The sequence below is a fragment of the Clostridium ganghwense genome, assembly GCF_026735165.1.
Lineage (GTDB): Bacteria > Bacillota > Clostridia > Clostridiales > Clostridiaceae > Clostridium_H > Clostridium_H ganghwense.
Genome location: NZ_JAPQES010000008.1, coordinates 21,488 through 36,439 on the forward strand (window position 1 = coordinate 21,488; position 14,952 = coordinate 36,439).

Annotated in this window: 18 protein-coding genes and 1 riboswitch; of the genes, 17 read left to right on the forward strand and 1 reads right to left on the reverse strand. The window is 28.5% G+C overall.

Annotated features, from left to right (window positions below; genetic code table 11):
- The first annotated feature begins 5 nt into the window (after nt 1-5).
- The 5 genes from OXH55_RS18715 to OXH55_RS18735 all read left to right on the forward strand — a co-directional run bounded on the left by OXH55_RS18715 (nt 6) and on the right by OXH55_RS18735 (nt 4,750).
- On the forward strand, nt 6-752 hold the full coding sequence (locus OXH55_RS18715) for an ABC transporter ATP-binding protein (protein WP_268051658.1): 747 nt from the start codon (nt 6-8) through the stop codon (nt 750-752).
- Nucleotides 752-2,614: an FtsX-like permease family protein gene (locus OXH55_RS18720; RefSeq protein WP_268051659.1), complete on the forward strand. Its 1,863-nt coding sequence runs from the start codon at nt 752-754 to the stop codon at nt 2,612-2,614. The genes OXH55_RS18715 and OXH55_RS18720 overlap by 1 nt, the downstream gene beginning before the upstream one ends.
- Before the next feature lie 97 nt (nt 2,615-2,711).
- A complete protein-coding gene (locus tag OXH55_RS18725) occupies nt 2,712-3,122 on the forward strand; it encodes a hypothetical protein (protein ID WP_268051660.1) in 411 nt (136 codons plus the stop codon).
- Nucleotides 3,123-3,244: 122 nt separating this feature from the next.
- On the forward strand, nt 3,245-3,862 hold the full coding sequence (locus tag OXH55_RS18730; protein ID WP_268051661.1) for a PadR family transcriptional regulator: 618 nt from the start codon (nt 3,245-3,247) through the stop codon (nt 3,860-3,862).
- A gap of 99 nt (nt 3,863-3,961) precedes the next feature.
- Nucleotides 3,962-4,750, forward strand: a complete 789-nt coding sequence (locus OXH55_RS18735; protein ID WP_268051662.1) for a flavodoxin family protein — start codon at nt 3,962-3,964, stop codon at nt 4,748-4,750.
- A 114-nt stretch (nt 4,751-4,864) separates the two neighbouring features.
- Here the strand turns inward: OXH55_RS18735 and OXH55_RS18740 are convergent, their stop codons facing one another.
- The gene (locus OXH55_RS18740) at nt 4,865-5,728 is read right to left on the reverse strand and encodes a LysR family transcriptional regulator (protein WP_268051663.1); all 864 of its coding nucleotides are present in this window, start codon (nt 5,726-5,728) and stop codon (nt 4,865-4,867) included.
- 121 nt (nt 5,729-5,849) lie between these two features.
- Between OXH55_RS18740 and ispG the strand changes: the two genes are divergently transcribed.
- From ispG to OXH55_RS18800, 12 genes are all read left to right on the forward strand, one after another.
- Nucleotides 5,850-6,899, forward strand: a complete 1,050-nt coding sequence (ispG, locus tag OXH55_RS18745) for a flavodoxin-dependent (E)-4-hydroxy-3-methylbut-2-enyl-diphosphate synthase (protein WP_268051664.1) — start codon at nt 5,850-5,852, stop codon at nt 6,897-6,899.
- A 359-nt stretch (nt 6,900-7,258) separates the two neighbouring features.
- The gene (locus OXH55_RS18750) at nt 7,259-8,152 is read left to right on the forward strand and encodes a damage-control phosphatase ARMT1 family protein (protein ID WP_268051666.1); all 894 of its coding nucleotides are present in this window, start codon (nt 7,259-7,261) and stop codon (nt 8,150-8,152) included.
- Between the two features lie 260 nt (nt 8,153-8,412).
- A complete protein-coding gene (locus tag OXH55_RS18755) occupies nt 8,413-8,961 on the forward strand; it encodes a GNAT family N-acetyltransferase (protein ID WP_268051667.1) in 549 nt (182 codons plus the stop codon).
- 436 nt (nt 8,962-9,397) lie between these two features.
- Nucleotides 9,398-9,829 (forward strand): GTP pyrophosphokinase, encoded by a 432-nt coding sequence (locus OXH55_RS18760; RefSeq protein WP_268051668.1) that lies wholly within the window; start codon nt 9,398-9,400, stop codon nt 9,827-9,829.
- A 118-nt stretch (nt 9,830-9,947) separates the two neighbouring features.
- Nucleotides 9,948-10,124, forward strand: a complete 177-nt coding sequence (locus OXH55_RS18765; RefSeq protein WP_268051669.1) for a hypothetical protein — start codon at nt 9,948-9,950, stop codon at nt 10,122-10,124.
- 91 nt (nt 10,125-10,215) lie between these two features.
- Nucleotides 10,216-10,377: a hypothetical protein gene (locus OXH55_RS18770; protein ID WP_268051670.1), complete on the forward strand. Its 162-nt coding sequence runs from the start codon at nt 10,216-10,218 to the stop codon at nt 10,375-10,377.
- Between the two features lie 107 nt (nt 10,378-10,484).
- Nucleotides 10,485-10,922 carry an NUDIX hydrolase gene (locus tag OXH55_RS18775; protein ID WP_268051671.1) on the forward strand — a complete coding sequence of 146 codons (438 nt, stop codon included), beginning with the start codon at nt 10,485-10,487 and terminating at the stop codon, nt 10,920-10,922.
- Between the two features lie 81 nt (nt 10,923-11,003).
- A riboswitch (TPP riboswitch) is annotated at nt 11,004-11,109 on the forward strand.
- Between the two features lie 312 nt (nt 11,110-11,421).
- Entirely contained in the window at nt 11,422-11,991 is a 570-nt protein-coding gene (gene thiW, locus OXH55_RS18780) for an energy coupling factor transporter S component ThiW (protein ID WP_268051673.1), read from the forward strand.
- Nucleotides 11,969-12,766: a hydroxyethylthiazole kinase gene (thiM, locus tag OXH55_RS18785; RefSeq protein WP_268051733.1), complete on the forward strand. Its 798-nt coding sequence runs from the start codon at nt 11,969-11,971 to the stop codon at nt 12,764-12,766. Before thiW ends, thiM begins: the two co-directional genes overlap by 23 nt.
- 448 nt (nt 12,767-13,214) lie before the next feature.
- The gene (locus OXH55_RS18790) at nt 13,215-13,370 is read left to right on the forward strand and encodes a hypothetical protein (RefSeq protein WP_268051675.1); all 156 of its coding nucleotides are present in this window, start codon (nt 13,215-13,217) and stop codon (nt 13,368-13,370) included.
- The gene (locus OXH55_RS18795) at nt 13,354-13,977 is read left to right on the forward strand and encodes a hypothetical protein (protein WP_268051677.1); all 624 of its coding nucleotides are present in this window, start codon (nt 13,354-13,356) and stop codon (nt 13,975-13,977) included. Before OXH55_RS18790 ends, OXH55_RS18795 begins: the two co-directional genes overlap by 17 nt.
- A 28-nt stretch (nt 13,978-14,005) precedes the next feature.
- Entirely contained in the window at nt 14,006-14,929 is a 924-nt protein-coding gene (locus OXH55_RS18800) for a hypothetical protein (RefSeq protein ID WP_268051679.1), read from the forward strand.
- Nucleotides 14,930-14,952: the final 23 nt, after the last annotated feature.

Consider the following 14,952-nt stretch of genomic DNA (forward strand, 5'->3'; position numbering starts at 1 on the left):
TTAAAATGGAGATTTTAAAGGTTAGAAATTTGAAAAAGGTATATGGTAAGAAGATTATATTTAGTGCTTTAGATAATATAAGCTTTAACATAGAAGATGGTGAGTTCGTAGGAATTATGGGACCTTCAGGAAGTGGGAAGACTACACTTTTAAATATGATTTCTACAGTAGATAAACCAACTTCAGGAGAAATAATCATAAAGGATAAGAATCCGCTAATTCTTAAGGGAGAAGAACTAGCTTTATTTAGAAGAAGAGAATTAGGCTTTGTATTTCAAGATTTTAACCTATTAGATACATTAACCATTGGAGAAAATATAGTATTACCATTAACTTTGGATGGTGTATCAATTAAAGAACAGGAGAAAAAATTAGAAAGAGTAGCAAAAATTCTTGGAATAGAGAGCTTATTAGAGAATCGAACTTTTGAGGTATCAGGAGGTCAAGCACAAAGGGCAGCTATAGCAAGAGCATTAATACATAATCCTTCCATGCTTTTAGCTGATGAACCTACTGGTAATCTAGATTCAAAAGCATCAAAAACAGTGATGGAGTTATTTGAGAAGATAAATAAAGAGGAGAAGGTAACTACTATGATGGTTACACATGACCCTTTAGCTGCTAGCTATTCTAATAGAATACTTTTTATAAAGGATGGTTCTATATACAATGAAATCTATAAAGGGGATAGTAGACAACAGTTCTACCAAGAAATAATAGATGTACTTGCATTATTAGGAGGCGGAAACTAATGGATTTCAGAGAATTTGCTACTAGAAATGTAATAAGAAATATTAGGGCTTATTTTGCATATTTCTTGAGTAGTACTATATCCGCAGCATTATTATTTTCTTTTACCATGCTGATATTACATCCCAACTTAAATATTGCTGTATTTCCAGAGTATTTACAAGAGGGAATAAGGTTAACAATAGTGATTGCATATTTATTTTTATGTTTCTTTGTATTTTATTCTGTAAGTGTATTTTTAAAGAGTAGATTTAAAGAATTTGGTATATTGTATATTTTGGGAGCTTCAGACAAACAAATTAAAAGGATGATTGGAATTGAAAATATATTAATTAGTTCTGTTTCGGGGGTATCAGGAGTTATATTAGGATTAGTTTTTTCTAAAATATTTTTAGTTGCTAGTGGAAAGCTATTAGGCTATAATGCTTTGCTATTCTATTTTCCACTTAAAGCCATGATAATAACTTTAGTATCTTTTGTTCTAATGGGAATTTTAATTTCAATTTTTGTTACATCTATTATAAAAGAAGATGAGGTTTTAACTTTGCTTAAAGGAACACAAAAGCCAAAGAGTGAGCCAAAAACTTCAACTATTCTTTCACTATTATGTGCAGGATTATTGATTGGAGGATATTATTTTTCTATCACATCAACTATGAATAATATAGCCTATAGAATTATACCTGTAACAGCAGTAGTTATAATTGCAACATATTTACTATTCTCGCAATTAAGTGTTTTTATAATAAAGCTTTTAAAAAAGAATAGAGAATTTTATATGAATAAAATAACTGTATTATGGGTTTCAAACCTTTTATATAGGATAAAGGATAATACAAGAATGTTCTTTTTAATTACAATAACTTCAGCAGTAGCATTTACATCCATTGGAGGAGTATCTGCTTTTTGGATAAACAAGGAGGTAGAGGTTACTAAAAACTTTCCTCAAGCATTTTTTCATGCATCAAATAAAAAGGATTATGAAAGATTAGGTTTTATAGAAGATTCTTTAAAGAAAGAAAAATATAATTACACTAAAGTTGAAGGGGAGATCAAGACCATATCACATAGGAGAAATACTATAGCATTAAATATAATTGATGAAAGTACCTATCATAGGTTAGCTAGATCATTTGGAGAGAAAGCAATAGACTTCAATAGTAATGAGGCAATAGCGGGAAAACCCTTAATTAGTGACAAGAAAGATAATATTTTATTAAATAATATTAATATAAAAGTTGTTTCAAGGTTAGATGAAAGAATAATTCCTGCATTATATGATGAGTTATATATTTTGAAGGATGACGAATATAAGAAAATCAAAGGTTCAACTGTTTCATTTTGTGCATTTAATGTAATCAATTATAAGGATACTTTGGACATTTGTAAAAGTTATAATGAAAAATTTAAGCAAGATAAGTATAGTGAAGATTATGTTATTTTAATGAAAGCTGATATATTAGAATCACATAAAATTGGATATGGAGTGGTTATGTTCTTAACTATATTTATAGGAATAATTTTCTTTGTAACTACAGGAAGTTTCTTATATAACAAATACTATATGGATGTTGCAGAAGATAAGGTGAAGTATGGACAGTTGAATAAAATAGGATTGACTTTTAAAGAAATAAAAAAGGTGTCTACTATTGAGATAGGAGTGTTATTTTTATTACCTTATATTGTGGCAGTAATACATTCCTTTTTTGCACTAAAAGCATTAAAAAATGCTTTTGGAATGGAGGTAAGTACGGCAGCATTTCTTGTAATGGGTAGTTTCTTGATTATACAAATAATATATTTTTTGATTATAAAGGGCAACTATTTATTAGAGATAAAAAGAAGTCTATCAAACAGAATATAAATGATAAAGGGCTGTAAATATAGTGGTTATTAATGAATAATTAGGATAATCATGCTAGAATATAACCAAGATAAAAATTTAAGAGTGGTGAATACAAATGAAGATAGCTAAAATCATGGAAACTACTATGGCTCAACCCTTAGCATATATTGAAAAACAACTAAAATCCAATTTTATAGGTCTTGGGTGGGAAATTGAGCATATAGAAGATTTGAGAACTGTAGAAGGGAACAGAGTTAAAATTTATTTTGGCGTTACCTCACCTTATGGGGGAGTAAACTTCGTATCATTTATAAATCATGGTGGGGGATATGTTCCATATTATATTAAATTGACAGAGATTGATGATTATGAAACGAAAGTGATGGTTGCAATAACAGGTACAGAAAATGTAAATGGTGATTGTGGTGGTGGAAATAGCAATATTGCAAAGCAAGTGTTGGAAATGTGTGAAAAAGATTGCATGAATAAATCTTTTAAAGAAAAAGTAAGAAATTTTTTCAAATAAAACTATATAACGGTAAGGAGATTTTTGTATTTAACATTAAGTTATGAAATAATATTGACATTATCCAATGTTGGATATATTATGTTAATGTACAATATTAGATAATATGGAGGTTTAAATAAATGATTAAAGCATTCATTTTATATTATTTAAGTATAAAGCCTACTCATGGTTATGAGATTCAAAAGTTTATTCAAGGAAACCATATGGATAGTTGGACTAAAATTCAGTCAGGGTCTATATATTATGCACTAGGTAAGCTTGAAAAACAAGGATTAATAGAGCTTTTGAAAAAAGAAGAAGTTAAAGCTAAAGGAAGAAAGGTTTATAAAATAACTGACAAAGGTAAACAAGAATTAGAGGAATGCTTAAAAGAAGAATTAGATAAGAAGATTTATGATATAGGATCAGATAAGTTTATTATACATCCTATATTGAATGGTATTGAAAAAAAAGAAATTATAGCACATGTAGAAAAACATATTAAGTTACTTAAAGAAAAGAAAAAAGAAACTGAAAAGTGGCAAAATATAAAAGTAAATAAAGATACTTTAAAAGTAGAAGTTGTTTGTTTTGAAATGATGATATCAAGTTTAGACTATCAAATTAAATGGCATGAAGCTTTACTTGAAGAAATGGATTTTTGCATGGATTTAAGTAAACAAATATCAGATTTTATTAAAGCAGTAGATTTTTCTAAAGTAGAGAATATAGGAGAAGTTATGGGTAAGCCTATCTAGTTTTTATAATCTAGGTAGGTTAATTTCAAAACTTTGATATCCAATGTTGGATAGGTGTGGATTAAAAATATATTTAAGAAAGTAAGGGGAGAATTATAAATGAAAATATTAGTGTTGATGGGAAGCCCACGAAAAAAAGATTCATATAATGTATGTAAATTGATAGAAGATGAAATGAAAGAAGAAAGTAACATAGAGTTTGAATATGTATATTTAAAAAATCTTAATATTGAAGATTGTAGAGGGTGCAGCTTGTGCTTTCACAAAGGAGAAGATTATTGCCCCATAAAAGATGATTTAAAAAAATTAAAAGAAAAGATCATAAAAGCAGATGGTATCATATTTGCATCACCAGTATATGCATGTCAAATAACAGGCTCTTTTAAACGAGTGATAGAGAGACTTTCTTATCTATTTCATAGACCACAACTTGTTTCAAAACCAGCCCTTACTATTGTTACAACACAAGGCGGAGGACAAAAGGAAGTAACAAAATATCTTAAAATGACAGCCTGCGGATGGGGATGTAATTTAATAGGTTCAATTGAAATTGTTTCTCCTATGTTTTTTAAAGGAAAGGATAATAAACTATTTAAGCAAAAGCATTTTGATAAGAACAGTAAAAGTATTAGAAACTTTGCTAAAGATTTTTACGAAGCAATAAAAAGTGATAAGCTACTTTCCCCAGGATTTTATGAAATATATATGTTTAATTGTTTAAGAAGTAAAACATACACTTCAAAACTAGACTATAAATATTGGGAGAGCAAAGGATGGTTAGATTCAACTTATTATTATGATGTAAAGATTAGTACAGTAAAAAGATTATTTGGATTTACTATAAATAAAATAATAAAATGTATGTGGAAAAGAATGACGAGGGAGTAGAGAAAGTTACAAATTAGTGAAGAAAAAAAAGATATTTTTTTTAAAACCAATAAAATAGGAGCAAGTGCTCCTATTTTAATACATACTTAAAATCCAATCGTCCATTTAACTCCATTACAATATCATTTCTAACCAATTTTTTATTGCAATAGAATCTTTTTTACTTTTATTAATTAACATATATATTTGTCTTGTGGGTATTATTGAATCTTTTATTTTTATGTGTATTAATTCTCCAGATTCCAGTTCATTATTAACAGAGGATTTTGTAACAAATGCATAGCCAAATCCTTCTTTAACAAAATCAATTACATAAGAAGTTTCATCAACTGAGAGTCTTAGTAATGGGCTATCTCCAAAAAGTTTACTTAACCATTTGAAAAAATCTTCTCCTAAATCTGCATAAAGTAAAGGTAATTGCATTAAATCTACGTAAGAAATTTCTGCTTCAAGTATTATTTTATTTTTAGGACTTGTCACTAGGATTATCTCATCTTCTAAAAAATCAATAACTTCAAATTTACTTAATTTCGATTTTGTATAAACAAATCCAATATCTAATATACCATCACCTAATAGTTTAATAATTTCTTCTGAATGATTAACTTTAAGTTTTATCGCAATATTAGGAAAAGTTAAAAAATATTCTTTTATTATTGGCGATATAATACCCTTATATATAGAATCTACTAATCCCAATGCTAATCTATCCTCATATATTCCTATAGATCTAGCTTTTATTATTCCATCTTTTTTTAACATAAGCATTCTTTTAGCATATGGTAGAAAAGCCTCTCCTGATGGTGTAAGTCTTACATTTTTATTATTTCTTATAAATAAATTTTTTCCCACGTATTTTTCAAGTTCATTTATTCTGTTTGAAATTGTTGATTGAACTAAATATTGCATTTCAGCAGTTTTAGTAAAATTTCCGTTTTCTGCAAGAAGTACAAAGGTTTCAATTGCTTCAATATTCATAAATACCTCCATCTATTATTTCGATTGTTATTATTAATATAATTCGTTTTTAAAATTGAATATCCTTTACTATACTATACATAAGTTCAAAGAAATATAAAAAATAAAAGGAGATTAGATAATGAGTAGGAAAATTACAAAAAAAATAAAGGTAGGAAACATGTATGTAGGTGGAGATTCAAAAATTTCTGTGCAGTCTATGACTAATACAGATACTAGAGATGTAGATGCTACTGTAAATCAAATTCTTGACTTAGAAAAAGCAGGTTGTAATATTATAAGGTGTGCTGTACCTGATATAGCATCGGCAGAGGCTTTGAAGAATATAATAAAACAAATTCATATTCCTCTAGTAGCAGATGTACATTTTGATTATAAATTAGCACTTAAATCTATAGAAAGTGGAGTTGATGCATTAAGGATAAACCCAGGTAATATTGGAAACTTAGATAGAATAAAAATGGTCGTAGAAGCTGCAAAAAATAGAGGTATATCTATTAGAATTGGAGTAAATTCGGGTTCTTTAGAAAAGGATATTTTAGAAAAGTATACAAAAGTTTGCCCAGAAGCATTGGTTGAAAGTGCTTTAAAACATGTAAGAATATTAGAAAGTTTAAACTTTTATGATATATGTATTTCTATAAAATCTTCTGATGTGATGCATATGATAAAAAGTTGCAGATTAATTTCTGAAAAAGTAAATTATCCACTTCATCTAGGTGTTACAGAAGCAGGAACTTTATGGAGTGGAACTATAAAATCTAGCATCGGTATAGGAACTCTTTTATCAGAGGGTATTGGGGATACTATAAGAGTTTCACTTACTGGGGATGTATTGGATGAAGTTAAGGTGGGGCGTGAAATTCTTAAATCTTTAGGTTATATAGAAGAAGGCGTTAAATTTGTATCCTGCCCTACATGTGGTAGAACACAAATAAATCTTATAAAAATAGCTGAAGAAGTAGAAAAAAGATTATCAAAGTGTCAAAAGAATATTAAGGTAGCTACAATGGGATGTGTAGTTAATGGTCCCGGAGAAGCTAGAGAAGCGGATATTGGCATTGCAGGAGGCAATGGTGAAGGTTTAATATTTAAAAAAGGCGAAGTAATAAAAAAGGTTAAAGAAGAAAATTTAGTAGAAGAACTAATTAAAGAAATTGAAAAACTGTAAACATAAAGAAGGTTTCTTTAGAATAACTAATCACCTTATTACAACAATATGAGCGAAACTTTTATTGGGTGCATATAATTCAATTTATAGACACTAATGCTATTAATTATTCAAGTTGATTGTTATAAGGAAACCAATGTATAATATGGTATATTGTGATTTATAATTATGACATCATTTAAAGAAAATGCGTCGTAAGAATATATAATGTGTTAAGACAAAATTGTAAGATTTTATATCGTATTGGTATCAATGAAAATTATAGAATAGGAAACTTAAGTTTATATTGTGTGTAAAAAATATGAAAATATTTAAAAAAACGGATACAGATTGATGAATAAGAATGGAGAGGTATATCTATGAAATTAGATTTGAATTGTATTACGTGTAATATTAATCAAGCGATAAAGATAATGGATTTATTAGAGATGGAGAGAAACAAAAAAGAAGAAATGATGAGGGAAGTGCTTGAATACTTAAGTAACGCCGACTACTCCAAATGCAATCCTGAAGTCATAGGAGGAACATGGAACATCATACTAAAATATATTGAAAATGATAATCCATATAGTGATATAAAAAAATATTATAATATAGAAGTCCTAAAGATGATTGAAGAAATTGAGAATCTTATTCGAAACTCAGATAATAAATTTAACACGGCACTAAAAATTGCCATAGCGGGTAATTTAATTGATTTTGCAGCTAAGCATAAATTCGATTTAGACATGCTTAAGAAAAAAATAATGAATATTCAAGAACTTAATCTTACTATAGATCATAGTAAGAATCTATATGAAAGTTTAAAAATTGCAAAAAGTGTCATGTATTTAGGAGATAATTGTGGTGAGATTTGTTTGGACAAACTGTTTATTAAATATATAAAAAATGAGTTTCCAAATGTTAAGGTATATTTTGGTGTCAGAGGAAAAATAATTGTTAATGATGTCACTTTTGATGATGCACAAATGGTGGGAATGCAAGAAGTTGCTGATACCATTGAAAATGGAGATGGTTCTCTGGGAACTGTTATTGAACGAGTAAGTGACGAGTTCAGAGAGAAGTTTTATGGTGCTGATGTTGTGATTGCAAAAGGTCAAGGTAATTATGAAAGCTTAAGTGAAATAGATAAAAAAAATATATTTCATTTGTTTATGGCAAAATGTGAACCAGTTTCAAGTTCATTAGGAGTTAAAACTATGTCAATTGTATGTGTTGAAAATAAAAAGCTAGATTTATCTATAGCACAGTAGAATGTATTACATTTTATATAATATTTTTAAATGATGATTTAGAAGATTAATAATCCTAGAAGTAGTTAAGACACAAAAGTAGAATTATGTGTAACAAAGATTATTTATATAAGAGGAAAATGAGGCAAATGTTTTATTGAGTATATACCAGTCGAAAAAGAAATATATACACTCGAAAAATGAGCATAATCTTTGCTATTATTAATACACATTCTTCTTAAAGTACGTCCTTATTTTAATAATACTGCTGGAGGTAATGTATGATTATTGAAAATAAAAGAATAGAAGGTAAAAGTCTAACATGGATACTTCGTTGTCCAACAAAATATGATGCAATTGAATTATCTAAATTAAGAGTTAAAATTGATGGGGAAACAGAAAATCTTGATAGGGAATCTGGTGAAGGTTTATTAACACCAGAAGATTTTGAAAAACTTATTTATGAAGATTCAATAGCAGAAAAAACTATATTCTTAGTTGCAGAAGTAGAAGGTGAAATTGTTGGATTTACTCGTTGTGAAGGAAGTAAACTAAGTAGATTTAGGCATAAAGCAGAATTTGGAATATGTATATCAAAGGAATACTGGGGTCATGGAATTGGTAAAGTACTACTAGAAAATATTCTGAGGTGGGCAGATACTGTTGAAATTGAAAAGATTTCATTAACTGTGGTACAAACAAATACAAAAGCAATTCAATTATATAAAAGATATGGATTTGTAGCAGAAGGATTATTAATAAAGGACCGTATTCATAAAGATGGAACCTATTATAATACAGTTATAATGGGAAGATTATTAGATAAATAGATATTAATAACTAAAACATAATATTTTAAAATCACGATACAAAATAACATGGACATCGTGGATTAGTTTATCGTTATTATGCCACTATGGATTAATGAAATATGGACACCTCAATATGGGTCAAATTATATACTATTTTTATTTTTTGTAATTTCCTTAACCTTTATATTATCAATTTTATATATAAAGACACTAAGTATATTAATTTGCATTCTGTTTCATGCTATTGAAAATGCTTATTTGAATATAGGAACGAATTTTTGGGCTAAGGACCTTAAAACTCAATGGATAAATACAGTATTAACTTTAGTAGTTTCAATGGCTATTTTCTTTGTTTTTTACAAGTTAAAACCGACTAAAATTAATAAAAATAATAGATCAAACTATCATTAATTCGTAACATTTACAGATTGTGAAATAAGAATGAGGTGTAAAAATGAATTTATTAAGCAAGGCAATAATTATAGCAACTAAAGCTCATGAAGGAGTAACAGACAAAGGTGGACACCCATATATATTACATCCGTTAAGAGTTATGACTAAAATGAACGATGATATTTCAAGAATTGTGGCAGTATTGCATGACACTGTTGAAGATACCGATATAACATTTGAATATCTTAGAAAAGAAGGTTTTTCAGAAGAAATAGTAAATGCAATAAATTCTGTTACAAGAAGAGAGAATGAAACCTATATGGAGTTTGTAAGTCGTTGCAAACAAAATGCTATAGGTAAAAAAGTTAAGCTAGCTGATATAGAAGATAATAGCGATATTACCAGAATATCTAATCCAACTACAAAAGATTATGATAGATTAAAAAAATATGAAAAAGCAAAAAGAGAATTATTAAGTATTTATCCCAAGTAATAAGTGAAAAAAGATATATTAAAGACAACTAACTTTATATTGTTTGTATTAATTTTTAGGGAGAAAATGTTATTAAAATAGAAGAGTTTACATTGAAATAAAACTAGGGAGTGTATTAATGAAATTAAAACTACAAAGAAACACATGGATTTTTGCTGGGATATGTTTTGGATTAGGTATTATTTTTTCAATATATGAAGCCAAACCTTTTGGAGTGTATTACATTTTAACTGGGATTACAAGTATCTTATCTTTCATAAATGCTTATAAGGTACATAAGAAGATGTTACATTAAATCATTAAGTAGCGTTTAATGGACACATACTTTAAATTAATATTGTTAGTATATTATTACACATAAAAATTATACAGAAAAGGGAGAGTTTATGGCAGAAACATTATTAATAATATTGGGAATAGGATATTTAATTTATAGAGTTACCTTTGGTATATCTAAAGACATTAAGAGAGTTGAAGGTAAAATTGATATGTTAAATTTGCATCTTAAAGAAATGGAAATGAAACTAAATCAGCTTGAAAAAAATTAGATGAAAAGTAATGAACTATATTCTTAAATAACGATATGAAAATCTAATATTAAAAGAAATAATTAAGATATAATAGCAAAATATTGAGAATCGAAAGAAGGGAAAAGATGTTGAAGGTAAATTTTCATGAATTAGGAAAAATACAAGATAATAAACTTCTATTTGCTGTAATAATGGCAAAATACAAAGAACAGTGGATATTTGTTAAACATAAAAAAAGAGATACTTGGGAAATACCTGGAGGGCATAGAGAAAATAATGAGGATATTAATGATACTGCCTCAAGAGAATTATTTGAAGAAACTGGGGCAAAAGATTTTACTTTAAAACCTATATGTGTTTATTCAGTAAAGGGAGATGAAGGTGAAACTTTTGGGCAACTATTTTATGCAGAGGTACAAACTCTTGAGAAGTTGCCAAATTCTGAAATAGGAGAAGTAGAGTTCTTTAAAACTCTACCTAAAAATTTAACTTATCCATTGATTCAACCGTTTTTATTTGAAAAAGTATTAAATGAAGTAAAAAAATTTAAGAATTATATATAAATAAGAAAAAGTTCTGACATATAAATTTTTGCTATGATGTATTTCCAGGTTATGTTGAATTTAAGAACATTATATGATATAATTCTAAAAAAGGGGAGCTTGTGCTGCAGGCTGAGAGGAAGTTTATGCTTCGACCCATAACTTGATTCGGATAATGCCGGCGTAGGGAAATATTTAATTTATACTATTTGCTTATATATTTTATGAGTACAAATGGGATGCGCCTTATTCGGTGTATTCCATTTTTTTATGCCTCAAGGAGTGTATCTTCGATAAGCGAAGGGGGAGCGCCCTACGCTTTTATGGCAAAAATACAACTAAATAGCGAGGGAACTTGTGTTTCAAGGTGAGAGGAAGCTTTTGAGCTTCGACCGACCAGTATGGCTTATGTCATATAGGGAATTGCTATTTGGTTGCGCTAAAGTTCTACCTCTATAATGGTATTTATTTCCTATATGACATATTGGGAAAATAAATATTATTAGGGAGGTATTTTATTATGGAAAAAAACTCAAAACTATTAAAAAAACTTATGCTAGCAATGCTGGTGGCAATGGGGGTTGTAATTTCACCAATTCTTCGTATTGAAGGAATGTGTCCTATGGCGCACTTTATTAACATCGTATGTTCTGTTATTCTTGGACCATGGTATTCATTGCTTTGTGCTACACTAATTGGTGTGATAAGGATGTTCTTTATGGGAATTCCACCTTTAGCTTTAACTGGAGCAGTTTTTGGAGCCACTTTGTCTGGTGTTTTATACAGAGTATCTAAGGGGAATTTGATTTGTGCGATTATAGGTGAGGTCATAGGAACTGGTATTATAGGAGCTATACTTTCATATCCTATTATGACAGTTATTTGGGGTAGAACAGGGCTTACATGGATGTTCTATGTTCCTTCATTTATTATGGGAACACTTATTGGAGGAACAATTGCATTTGTTTTTTTAACAGCATTAAGCAAGACAGGTATGCTTGCAAAAATTCAGAGAAGTTTGGGGGCAAAAATTTATGACAAACCAAGAGCTTACAATAAACAACCTATTGCAAATAAAACAGAATGTTAAATTAAAAAAACCCCTTATCCACTGTATTACAAATCCTATTTCAATAAATGATTGTGCGAATATGGTTCTTGCTATTGGTGCAAAACCCATTATGGCTGAACATCCATTAGAGGTTTCTGAAATTACTGCTGTTTCTAAATCACTGGGGGTTAACCTTGGAAATATAACTGACAACAGAATGAAATCTATGTTGATTTCAGGTAAAGTAGCCTTTGAAAATAAAATTCCACAAGTAATTGATCTTGTAGGTGTGGGATGCAGTAAACTTCGCCTAAATTATGCAAAAAAATTTATTTCAGAGTGTCATCCAAGTGTCATTAAGGGCAATATGTCTGAAATAAAAGCAATCTGTGGTATAAAAAACAATTCAAAAGGAATTGATGTTGGAGAATGTGATATTGTAACAGAGAAAAATTCTGATGAAAGTATAGAAATGTTAAAGACGTTGTCACTGCAAACGGGTTCTGTTATTGCAGCAACAGGAGTGGTAGATATAATAACAAATGGCACTCATACATATTTAATAACAAATGGTTGTGAAATGCTTTCAATGATAACTGGGACAGGCTGCATGCTTACTGCGCTTATAGCAAGCTATATTTCTTCTGGGAATATATTAGAGGGCACTGTTCTTGCAATAGTTCTTATGGGGATATGTGGTGAACTTTCTCAAAATGTTAAGGGTACTGGAAATTTCAGAGCTGAGCTTATAGATAATATGTTTAGTATTTCTGATGATACGATAATAAAAAAAATAAGATATAAATTAAAATAAAAAGAAAATATAGTAATATTGGTGGTATTAAAACAATTCGCTTGAAATCTTCTTATCTTAGGGTAAGAAGATTTTTTGTATTTAACATTATCTAATGTTCCATAATGTTAAATTAAAAATATATTTAAGAAAGTAAAGAACGGATTATAAATGAAAATATTAGTGTTAATAGGAAGCTATAATATCTCAAAATCTGTGTATGAAAAATGAAGGAATTATAGGGGAATAGATAATATTTTTGACAATATGAATTATTTAATGTACAGTAATTATATGTAGTAGTACACTGCGTACTACTAAAAAAAGAGATGGTTATAAGAAGGAAAAATTTTCCTTGATTATGTTGTGATACGAACAAATGTTTGGTAAAATTAGATTATTAATTTATAAAATACCTAATAGGATTAAAATTGGTAGAAAATATAGTAGAAAAGGAGGCTATATTACAATGAAGCATTATTTTATTTTTAAAGATTTTATTGAAAAAGGAATTGATAAAGGAATAAGAGTATGGGATTATATTGAAAATGGAAAAATGCCTATTATACTTAAAAAAGTAAATAAAGCAGACATAAAAGAGATTTCCGATGAAGGATTATTATGATCATCCAATATATTTTAGTGAATCTTTATTTTTTAGCAGTACATGTAGCTATCCAAATTTAAAGGAGAAAGTTGTAAAGGCTTGTGAAATGATTGCAAAATATTCAAAAAAAGAAAATGATACATGGTCATTATGGGTTGATGATGAATATCTTGCTGGAATAGATGCACTTTATTTTTTAGCAAAAAAAGATCCAAATTATCTATATCTTATTGCTGAGTATATTATACCTGATTGGGATGATGAACATGCACCAGTAGTTATTGAAGATTACTTTAAAAAGCTTTTTAAATACTATGGAATGAGAAAAGAGTTTATAAAAGCTTTTGTAGTTTCAGATAATTCCTATGCTAGAGGCAACATGTTTCCAGAATGGGGATATATAAAAGAGCATTTTGAAAAGAATCCTGATGATTATATTTACTTTAAAGAATTAACAATAAAGAAATATGTAAATGAAGAATCTCTTACGACAGAATATGGGGGAAATCGCATAAAAGAATTATATACAGATATTTTAGGTAGTGATTATGATGAAAAGCTGCCAGAATACTGGAATAATGAGTACGAAGGTGTTTTAAAGGAAATTAATGAGAAGAGAAATTAAAAATAATAGCTAGGAGCGTGACAATAAAATGGAACAATTTAAAAAATATAAACAGATTATAGTTGATATGAATTCGGAAGAATCAATTTCTAGTGCATTAGAACAGTACAAGAAAGTATTAGAAAGTGGCGAAGTTTTAAATGATGAGGAAGTATTTGATGTAGAATTTGTCAAAGAAGAAAATGGAAAGGTTAAACCCCTTGATATAAAGGATAGTAGTTCTTATGAAATACTAAATGAAATAATGCAAATGTCAGAATTAGGTGAGGTGTCTAAAGACAGAATACTTGAATTTGGAGATGAAATATATTATTCAGAAGCTATATTTTTCAGTAACGCTTGTACATATAAAAACTTAAAAGAAAAAGTTCTGGAAGTGGCTAAGTTGGTTGTAGATTATTCTAAAAAGGAAAATGACACTTGGTCATTATGGGTGGATGATTGCACTGTGTTTGGTATTGATATGTTTTACTGTATTGCAAAAACTTATCCAGAATATACGTACTTAATTGGAAGTTATATAATTCCATATTGGGATGATGAGCATGCAAGTTATGTAATATATGAATATTTACCGAGACTAGTAAAGGAAAGAGGCGTTACTAGAGATATTATTAAAGCTTTTGTATATTGTGATAATAGCCTTGCTAGAGAGAATATATTTGGGGAAGGATTTTTAAAAGATTATTTTAAAGAAAATGTAGATGATTATGATTATTTTAAAACAGAATTGGTTGACCGATTCAAGACGGAGCCCCCTATATTTGATCCAGATGAGTGTACAATAGATGAAGTTGTTGATTCTTATTATAAAAATATTTTTGGATTAGACTATGATGAACCTTTATCTGATGAATTCTTTATATATGATAGACTTGATAATGAAGCAGCAGATTTATATGAGAAGGTTAAACCATCTCTGGATAAATATACTGAAGAATTTGACGACTAAGATGCTGATGAGTGAAAAATGAA